Below are 8,514 nucleotides of genomic sequence, written 5' to 3'. Positions count from 1 at the left end.
CCGCTTCACAGGCCTTGAGCCCGTGCTGTGTCATCTCTTGAACCATCTGCAAGCGACGGGCGAAGGTAAGTCGGGCATTCTTATGGGTGTTCATCCGGCTGTTCCTGAAAGTGCTGGATTGTTTGGCGACTCCCAGTCTCCCAGACGCAGTCCGGGTGAACCGCAGATACAACCTATTGAAGCTTCACAACTAGGCCTTGCGCACCAGCCACAGATTGACCAGCGCAAACAGGACGTTGAGTTGCGCGCCGTTCTTGGCCAAGCCTCGATAGGGCGTCTTGCAGTAGCCAAACTGGCATTTGAGTACCCGAAACGGATGCTCGCCCTTGGCACGAATGCGCGCCTTGGTGCGTTCCAAGGCATCCATCACCTGGCCAAGAAAAGTGCTCTTGTCCAATGCCCGGCGCTTGCCCGGCCCCGCATGGCCACGTGCCAAGCGACTTGCTTGCCCTGGTTTTCCGCTCGCTTGTCCACTCCCTGATAGCCCGCATCGGCAAAGACGTCGGTCTCTTGCCCGTGCAAGAGCCGATGCGCCTGCGTCACATCCGAGACGTTGGCAGCGGTGGCCACCACCGTGTGTACCAGCCCTGTCTCGGCGTCGACCCCAACGTGCGCTTTCATGCCGAAGTACCACTGATTGCCCTTCTTCGTCTGGTGCATCTCAGGATCGCGCTGGCCGCTCGCGTTCTTGGTCGAGCTGGGCGCGGCTATGAGCGTGGCGTCCACGATGGTGCCACTTTTGAGCATGAGGCCACGCTCGGTCAGGATGCGATTGACCGTCTCGAGGATGCGCGCGCTCAGGCCGTGTTGCTCCAGCAGGTGTCGAAAGCGCAGGATGGTGCTCTCATCCGGCACCACATCCACCCCCAGGTCCAACCCAACAAACCGGGCCAGCAGCGGCGTGTCATACAGGGCTTCCTCCACCGCCGGATCCGACAGCCCAAACCACTGCTGCAGAAAGTAAATCCTCAAAAGCTTCTCGACCGCAAAGGGTGGACGACCCCACCCTTGGGGCCTGCCTTGGGCGCATACGGCTCGATGAGCGCAACCAGCTCTTTCCAGGGCACCACACGCTCCATCTGCTCCAAAAACTCACGCTTGCGGGTGCGCTTGGTGCGCAGCTCAAAGCCCGTATACATCGGCGCCTGAAGACTCATCTGCTTCATGTCGCTATTGTCCCATCCCGGCAGTCAGGTGGGGAGGTTTTGCAGACCTTCCCTAATGGACAATTTGGGTTCATGGTATGGGAACCTTGTACGTGCACGATGAGTCCATGCAGCATACAATGGTTTTGTCTAGGACAACGTAACGCCCGATCGGGTTCAATCTCGGATACGCAACAATGAAAATCGCCATCGTGGGATCGGGCATCGCCGGCTTGGGTGTAGCGCACCGATTGCGGGGACACGCGCACCTGACACTGTTCGAAGCCAACGATTACTTCGGCGGCCACACGCATACGGTGGGTGTCACGCTGCCTGGGGCGCACGGGCAGTCCATCACGCATGGCGTCGATACCGGCTTTTTGGTTTTCAACGAGCGCACCTACCCGAATCTGATCGCGCTGCTGGCCGAGCTGGGCGTGCCGACGGCGCCGTCGGATATGTCGTTTTCGGTGCAAATCCCCGCCGATGGCGATCGCGCCGGGCTGGAGTGGGGCGGCGCCTCACTGGCCAGCGTCTTTGCGCAGCGGCGCAACCTGGTGCGCCCGCATTTCTGGGTGATGCTGGCCGACCTGCTGCGCTTCAATCGGCGCTGCACCCAGCTGGCCCGCGATGGCCGCGCGGATGAGCTGCAGCAGCCGCTGGGGGCATTTTTGGATGCGCACGGCTTCGGCGCTGCCTTCCGCGATTGGTATCTGTTGCCAATGATCGGGTGCATCTGGAGTTGTCCCACCGATCAGATGCTGGGCTTTCCGGTGGCGACGATAATTCGCTTCTGCCACAACCACGGACTGCTGCAAATCAACGGACGGCCGCAGTGGTTCACGGTGGCCGGCGGAGCGCGCCAGTACGTCGAGCGCATCGTCGCGCGCATCGACGAGGCGCGCCTGCGCACCCCGGTACGCCGCATCGAGCGTGATGCCGCCGGCGTGACGCTGTTCACCGACGCCGGTGCCGAGCGTTTCGACGAGGTGGTGCTTGCCACGCACAGCGACCAAGCCTTGGCCTTGTTGGCGCGGCCCACGCCGCAGGAACAGGCCGTGCTGGGCGCGATCCGTTACCAGGCCAACCGTGCGGTGTTGCACACCGATACCTCGGTGTTGCCGCGCCGCCGCAGCGTCTGGTCGGCATGGAATTACGAGCGCGCGAGCGACCAGCGGCAGGAGGCGGCCCACGTCTGTTTGCATTACTGGCTCAACGTCTTGCAGCCGCTGCCGTTTGCCCAGCCGGTGGTGGAGTCGCTCAATCCGCTGCGGCCCATTGCCGCCGAGCGGATCTTGGCGACCTTCGAGTACCACCACCCGGTGTTCGATGCCACCGCCATCGCTGCGCAACAACACATCGACGCCCTGCAGGGACAGGCGCACACGTGGTTTTGCGGTGCTTGGACCGGCTACGGCTTTCACGAAGATGGTCTCAAGTCGGGCTATGCGGTTGCCGACGCGCTGCTGGCGCGGCAGGGCCTGCAGCGCGCGGCCGCTTGAGCGCGCATGTCGAGTACCTTCGCGCCATGACGACCCAGCCCAGCGCTGCACCAGCGTCCCTCAGCGACACCGTGCTGATCGGCGAGGGCTGGGTGCGTCATCATCGCTTGCGCCCGCGCGAGCACGCGTTCGCCCACCGCACGTGGTTTTTGCTGCTGCCCATGCATCGCCTGGCGGCGGCAGCAGCCCAGGCCGGCCTGGCCCTCAACCGCCGCGCCCTCATCAGCTTCGACGACCGGGATCACGGCGATGGACGGAGCCCCGAACGTGGGGGCGCCCTGGCGTGGTTGCGCGAGCTGCTCGCTCAGCACGGCATCGCGGACGCCGACGGCCCCGTGTGGTTACACACCTACCCCCGCGTGCTGGGCTATGCCTTCAAGCCGGTGAGCTTTTGGTACTGTCACTGCACCGACGGCGCGCTGCGCGCCATCGTGGCTGAAGTCAACAACACGTTTGGCGAGCGTCACTGCTACCTGCTGGATGAGCCCGCCTGGGGACACACGCTGCAGGCTCCCAAGCGCTTTCACGTCTCGCCATTTTTACCTGTGGCCGGCGGCTACCGCTTCCGATTTCTGCGCACCAGCACACGGCCGGAGGGCGAGCGCACTGTCGTGCGTATCGAATACGACGACGAGGCGGGACCGCTGTTGCGCACCAGCGTCGCTGGTACGCTGCGGCCGGCCCAAGCCAGCGATTGGTCAGCGCTGCTGTGGCGCTACCGTTGGCACAGTGCGATGGTGATCGCGCGCATTCACGCCCACGCCCTGACCCTGTGGCGCAAGGGCGTGCGCATTTACCCGAAACCGGCCGCGCCCGCCGAGCCGGTCACCCCCCAGTCGCCGCGTCCCTTGCTGCCCGAGAGGTATCCCACGTGACGTCTTTGCTCGCCCCCCAGCTGCCACGCCACGACCCCGACCAACAGGCGGTCGCCATCGCCGACGCGCCAGCCGCCGCCCGTGCCGCACTGCGCTTGCTGCAGCGCCTGCGTCACGGCACGCTGGAGCTGCGCACGCCCAGCGGCCACACGCTGCTGTTTGGACAGCGCGGCGCGTGTGATGCGCCGCACGCCCGGCTGGAGTTGCGCGATTGGTCGGTGGCCACGGCAGCCTGGCGGCGCGGCGACATTGGGTTTGCGGAGTCGTACCTGGCGGGCGACTGGAGCACGCCCGATCTGGCCGCACTGCTGCGTCTGATGCTGGCCAACCGGCAGGCACTGGAGGACGTCATCCACGGCACGTGGGCAGGCCGACTGCTGTACCGCTGGCGGCACTGGCTGCGCCGCAACACCCGCAGTGGCAGCCGGCGCAATATCCATGCGCACTACGACTTGGGCAACGGCTTTTATCGCCTGTGGCTGGACGAGACGCTGACCTATTCTGCGGCTTGGTTCGATGGCGATGCCGGACGTGATCTGGCCAGTGCACAGCGCGCCAAAATAGCGCGTGCCTTGCGCATGGCCGGCGTCACGGCCGGCACCCGGCTGCTGGAGATCGGTTGTGGCTGGGCGGCGCTGGCCGAAATGGCAGCACGCGATTTCGGGGCCGATGTCACCGGCATCACGCTATCGACCGAGCAGCTGGCGTACGGCAGGGCGCGCCTGGCCAGCGCCGGCTTGAGCGATCGCGTCGAACTGCGCCTGCAAGACTACCGTGACGTCAATGACGGCCCTTATGATGCCATCGTCTCGATCGAGATGATCGAAGCCGTCGGACGCGCGTACTGGCCCGTCTATTTCGAGACCCTGCAGCGGCTGCTGCGCCGTGGCGGACGCGCCTGCATCCAGGCCATCGTCATCCGCGATGCGTTGTTCGAGCGATATGTGCGCTCGACCGACTTCATACAGCAATACATCTTCCCTGGCGGTTGCCTGCCAAGCCCGTCGGCCTTCCGGGCGCAAGCCACGCGCGCCGGTTTGCAAATCGTCGATATGCTCGCCTTCGGGCGCGACTATGCCGAAACCTGCCGACGCTGGCGACGCAACTTTTTGGCCCGGCGCGAGGAGGTGTTGGCCCTGGGGTTCGATGAGCGCTTTGTGCGCCTGTGGTCGTTTTACCTCGCGTATTGCGAGGCGGGCTTCGAGGCCGGAGATATCGATGTCGTGCAGTACACGCTGGTCAACTCGTGAACGGTGGTGGTGCCCGGCGCTGTTGGCCGCGTGCCTGGCGGCCTCCCCCGCCTGGGCCAACGCCGCAGATCCAGGGTCAGCGCCCGCCGAGGCGTCAACCGCCTCGCCTGGCGCCGCCAGCCTGCTGCCCGCAGCGGCGCTGGTCGGCGCGGGCACGCTGCGCTTTTTCGGTATCCCGATATACGAGGCCCGGTTGTATGCCGGCCTCGGCTGGCGCGCCGATGCGCTCGGGCGCGAACCGATCGTGTTGGAGTTGACTCACGCGCGCCGTTTTCGCGGTCGGGACATCGCGCGCCGCTCCATCGACGAGATGCGACGCGCTGGCCCGCTGGAGCCCGCCGACGAGGCGGCCTGGTTGCGCGCCATGCAGCGCCTGTTCCCCGACGTGCAGGCGGGCGACCGCATCGCCGGCTTGTGGCAGCCCGGGGTGGGCGCGCGCTTCGTCCACACCAGCCCCGATGGGCGCATCCGCGTGCTCGGCGAGTTGGCCGATGCGCGTTTTGCCGAGCGCTTCTTTGGCATCTGGCTGGCTGCAACCACCTCCGAGCCGGGTCTGCGCCAAGCCTCACTCGCGCTGCCGTCACCGCCGACCACGCCATGAGTCTCGCGCCGCCGTCCATCACCGACGCCTGGCGCTACGGGCTGCCCGGACTGCCTTTGGCCTTCATCGCCCTGCCGCTGTATGTCCACCTGCCCAAACATTACGCCACCATGGATATTCCGCTGGCGGCACTGGGCGCGGCGCTGTTGCTGGCGCGCGCGTTCGATGCCTTGTCCGACCCCTTGATCGGCCGCTGGCTGGACGGCGTCTTCCGCGCCGGGCCAGCCGCCGTGCTGCGGCGCGTGTGGTGGACGGCCTTGGCGCTCTGGCTGGGAATGTTGGGGTTGCTGCTGCCGCCGCCGGCAGCGCATGACCATTTGCTCGCGTGGTTCTTGGTCCTGGTCACCGTCACGACCTTGGCCTACAGCGTGCTGACCATCGCGCATCAGAGCTGGGGCGCTCGCCTCGGTGGCGAGGCGACCCATCAAGCGCGCATCGTTGCCTGGCGCGAGGGCTGGGCCTTGCTGGGCGTGGTGTTGGCAGCGGTGCTGCCCACGCTTGCCGGCTGGCCGGTGACCTTGGCGGTGCTGGCAGCGGCCTTGGCGGCCGCGCTCGGGGCGTGGGGTCGGGGCCCACGGCCGGCGCTGGCGGCTGGCTCTTTCAGGACCAAGGCCGACCTCGATTGGTGGCACCCGTGGCGGCACGCTGGCTTTCGGCGCTTGATGGTGGTCTTCGTACTCAACGGCTTGGCCAGCGCCATGCCCGCTACGCTGGTGCTGTTTTTCATCGCCGATCGGCTGCAGGCGCCGCAGTGGGAGCCGCTCTTTTTGACCAGCTACTTTTTGGCCGCCGCGCTGGGGATGCCCGCGTGGCTGGCGTGGACACGTCGGGTCGGCTTGGCGCGCGCCTGGCTCACCGGCATGGTGCTGTCCGTGGCGGTATTCGCCTGGGCAGCGTTACTGGGCGCCGGCGACGCCGCGGCTTACTGGGTCGTCTGCATGCTCTCTGGGTTGGCCTTGGGAGCCGATTTGATTCTGCCCGCGGCGCTGTTGGCGGGCGTGATTGCCGAAGCGGGCGACGGCAGCCGGCACGAGGGCGCCTACTTTGGCTGGTGGAATCTGGCAGCCAAGGCCAACCTGGCGCTGGCCGCGGCCGTGGCGCTGCCGGCGCTTGCGGCGCTCGGCTACACCCCGGGCAGCCGCGATGCGGCGGGTTTACAGGCTCTGTCCCTGACCTATGCCGTGCTGCCCTGTCTTTTCAAAGTGATGGCGGCCGGGCTGCTGTGGCATGGGTTCGGACGGCATCCTCACCACCCGGCTGCTGCCCCCCATCCCAGCCAGCTCCCACCCGCCCCGTGTCCCTGACCGCCCGAGGAGTCGCCCGTGCACCTTTCCGATGCCCCCGCCCTGCCCCGCCGCTGGCTACTCGCCGCCGCCGCCGTGTTGCTGGCGAGCTGCGCATCGCAGCAGCTCGACACCTACGTATCCGAACGCCCAGTCCTCGACCTCAAAACCTACTTCAATGGCCGTCTGGTCGCCCACGGTATGTTTCAGGACCGCAGCGGCCAGGTCGTGCGGCGCTTCGTGGTCGAGATGACGGGCACCTGGAGCGGCAACCAGGGCGTGCTGGATGAGCGCTTCACCTACAGCGACGGCAAGACCGAACGGCGCGTCTGGCGCCTGGTGGATGAAGGCAATGGCCGCTATCGAGGCACGGCCGACGACGTGGTCGGCGAAGCCAGCGGCCGCACCAGCGGCAATGCCTTAAACTGGCGCTACACACTGCGCCTGCCCGTCGATGGCCGGGTGTATGAGGTACAGTTCGATGACTGGATGTACCTGATCGACGAGCGCATCATGCTCAACCGCGCCGTGATGAGCAAATTCGGCATTCGCTTGGGCGAAGTGACGCTGGCCTTCACCAAGCTGAGCCCATGAGCCTGAACCCTGTGCTGCGCGACTGGCACAGCCGGCGCGCCTGGATCGTCGGCGCCTCCTCCGGCATCGGACTGGCCGTGGCCGAAGCCTTGCACACGCGCGGCGCCGAGGTACTCGTCTCGGCGCGCCAGGCAGCTGCGCTGCAGAGCTTCGCCGCAGCCGCGCCACGGCGTCGAGCCTTGGCGCTGGACGTGACGGACCGCGCCGCCGTCGAGCAAGCCACCGCGCAAGTGTTTGCCGACGGGCCGCTCGACCTGATTCTTTACTGCGCTGGTCATTACCGGCCGCTGCGTGCCACCGCCATCGACACCGACGAACTGCTGCGCCACCAGCGCGTCAATGTCGAGGGCGCCCTGCATCTGCTCGGGGCCTGCGTGCCGCGCCTGCTGACGCAGGGTCACGGACACCTCAGTCTGGTGGGTAGCGTCGCCGGCTATCGAGGGCTGCCGCAAGCCTTGGCCTATGGCCCCACCAAGGCCGCCATAGCCAATCTAGCCGAGGTGCTTTTTCTGGACCTACGCCCGCGCGGGCTGGGGGTCAGCCTGATCAGCCCCGGCTTCGTCGCCACACCGCTGACGGCGCAGAACGCCTTCCGCATGCCCGCGCTGATCACGCCCGAGCAAGCCGCTGCGGCCATCTTGCGCGGCTGGGCACGCGGGGCGTTCGAAATCCACTTTCCCAAGCGCTTTACCTATGCGTTGCGGGCGTTGCGCTGGCTGCCCGATCGCTGGTACTTCGCCCTCATTCACCGTGTCACCGGTTTGTGAGCCATGAATCCCCTGCCGCCTCCTGCGCCCCCCACCGCCGGCGCCGCCGCGCCGACACCGGCCGATGCCGTGGCGCACTTCTTCGAAACCCTGACCCCCGCCGCGCTTGGACAGCTGGATCGCATCTACACCGAAGGCGCCCGCTTTCACGACCCCTTTCACTCGGTACAGGGGTTGCCAGCCATCCGCGCCATCTTCGAGCACATGTACGGCCAGCTGGATGCGCCGCGCTTCGTCGTGCGTGAGCGGCTGGGCGACGCCCGGCAAGCCTTCCTGATCTGGGACTTTTTCTTCTACTTTCGCGGCCAGCGGCGCGAACGCCGCATCCATGGCAGCACCCACCTTCGCTTCGCACCCGATGGGCGCATCCGTGAGCACCGCGACTACTGGGACGCCGCGCAGGAATTCTACGAACAATGGCCAGTACTGGGCGCGCTGATGCGCTGGCTGCGCCGGCGCGTGGCGGCACCCGGATTCGAGATGGAGGCGTAGCGAAG

At 66.7% G+C, this 8,514-nt stretch carries 8 protein-coding genes and 1 pseudogene; 8 read left to right on the top strand and 1 reads right to left on the bottom strand.

All coding sequences use genetic code 11. The features are described from left to right. Positions 1-190: 190 nt before the first annotated feature. A pseudogene (locus tag Tchar_RS04170) lies at positions 191-1,166 on the bottom strand (IS5 family transposase). A gap of 176 nt (positions 1,167-1,342) precedes the next feature. Here Tchar_RS04170 and Tchar_RS04165 point away from each other — a divergent pair. From Tchar_RS04165 to Tchar_RS04130, 8 genes are read left to right on the top strand one after another with little or no spacing between them, the layout of a single operon-like run. Next, positions 1,343-2,647, top strand: a complete 1,305-nt coding sequence (locus tag Tchar_RS04165) for an NAD(P)/FAD-dependent oxidoreductase (RefSeq protein ID WP_144327821.1) — start codon at positions 1,343-1,345, stop codon at positions 2,645-2,647. Positions 2,648-2,673: 26 nt separating this feature from the next. Continuing rightward, positions 2,674-3,522, top strand: a complete 849-nt coding sequence (locus Tchar_RS04160) for a DUF1365 domain-containing protein (RefSeq protein ID WP_144327820.1) — start codon at positions 2,674-2,676, stop codon at positions 3,520-3,522. 5 nt (positions 3,523-3,527) lie between these two features. Further along, positions 3,528-4,772, top strand: coding sequence for a class I SAM-dependent methyltransferase (locus Tchar_RS04155; protein ID WP_408033536.1), 1,245 nt, complete (start codon positions 3,528-3,530; stop codon positions 4,770-4,772). Further along, positions 4,741-5,373, top strand: a complete 633-nt coding sequence (locus Tchar_RS04150) for a chalcone isomerase family protein (RefSeq protein ID WP_236640203.1) — start codon at positions 4,741-4,743, stop codon at positions 5,371-5,373. The genes Tchar_RS04155 and Tchar_RS04150 overlap by 32 nt, the downstream gene beginning before the upstream one ends. Beyond that, complete coding sequence (locus Tchar_RS04145; protein ID WP_144327819.1) at positions 5,370-6,677, top strand: MFS transporter; 1,308 nt, start codon at positions 5,370-5,372, stop codon at positions 6,675-6,677. Before Tchar_RS04150 ends, Tchar_RS04145 begins: the two co-directional genes overlap by 4 nt. A 42-nt stretch (positions 6,678-6,719) precedes the next feature. Then, entirely contained in the window at positions 6,720-7,250 is a 531-nt protein-coding gene (locus Tchar_RS04140; protein ID WP_144327828.1) for a DUF3833 domain-containing protein, read from the top strand. Then, the gene (locus tag Tchar_RS04135; RefSeq protein WP_144327818.1) at positions 7,247-8,017 is read left to right on the top strand and encodes an SDR family NAD(P)-dependent oxidoreductase; all 771 of its coding nucleotides are present in this window, start codon (positions 7,247-7,249) and stop codon (positions 8,015-8,017) included. Before Tchar_RS04140 ends, Tchar_RS04135 begins: the two co-directional genes overlap by 4 nt. A gap of 3 nt (positions 8,018-8,020) precedes the next feature. Beyond that, a complete protein-coding gene (locus tag Tchar_RS04130) occupies positions 8,021-8,509 on the top strand; it encodes a nuclear transport factor 2 family protein (RefSeq protein ID WP_144327817.1) in 489 nt (162 codons plus the stop codon). The last annotated feature ends 5 nt before the right edge of the window (positions 8,510-8,514 follow it).

The sequence above is a fragment of the Tepidimonas charontis genome (assembly GCF_007556685.1).
In the GTDB taxonomy this organism is placed as follows: domain Bacteria; phylum Pseudomonadota; class Gammaproteobacteria; order Burkholderiales; family Burkholderiaceae_C; genus Tepidimonas; species Tepidimonas charontis.
The sequence above is the reverse complement of the archived record's forward strand: the minus strand, read 5'-3'. Positions and strand labels throughout refer to the sequence as shown.